This is a genomic window from Pseudoalteromonas sp. SWXJZ94C (genome assembly GCF_015864385.1).
GTDB lineage: Bacteria > Pseudomonadota > Gammaproteobacteria > Enterobacterales > Alteromonadaceae > Pseudoalteromonas.
Window position 1 is genome coordinate 1 of record NZ_JADYXF010000151.1, and the last position, 696, is coordinate 696.

Sequence of the window (696 nt, forward strand, 5' to 3'; positions counted from 1 at the left end):
TGCTATTGACTTGTTGTAAGTTAATACTACTTAGCTGACCAAACTGGTTGTAACTGTATTTAAGCGTGGTTGAGTCTGGCAGGGTAAGTGTGTCCCTTCTGCCGTATTTGTCGTAGCTGTAGTTAAGTGTATGCGCTTGTTGCTGATTGTGTATTTGCTCAGCACGCAGTAACCTGCCGCCTTTATCAAACGCTTGCTTTAGTGTTGATTGCGCATTATGCGCACGCGCTACTTTACCTTGTAGTGTATAGCTATAATAATTGGCGTTATTTACTATGTGAGTGTCGGTTGCAAGGCTTGCATGCTGCGCTATAACACGACCGAGTTTGTCTCGTTCTATATTAACTTTACGCTTATTGCTTTGTGTTACTGATGCTAGGCGATTACAGGCATCGTATTTATACTGCTGCACCGTGCCGTCAAACCCAGTTAGTTGAATTGGGTTTTCGTTCGCATCGTAGCTTATGCGGTAAACATGCCCGTCGCTTCGCTCAATTGCCGTTAAGTTGCGCTCTTTGTCGTACGTTAAATGCAGCGCACTGCCATCCGGCTGAATAACACAATGTGGTTGGCTTAGCCCCTCAAAGTGTTGCTCTGTGGTGTCGCCGTTGCCATTTTGCGTACTAATGAGCCTGCCAGCGTCGTCGTAACTAAAGTGCTGATGCAGCTTGTTTTCAGGGGCTTTTTCGTCGAAAG

The 696-nt window shown here is 45.8% G+C and carries 1 pseudogene; it reads right to left on the reverse strand.

The window, feature by feature from the left end:
• Positions 1–696, reverse strand: a pseudogene (locus I6F65_RS21510) (RHS repeat protein); the annotation flags it as partial.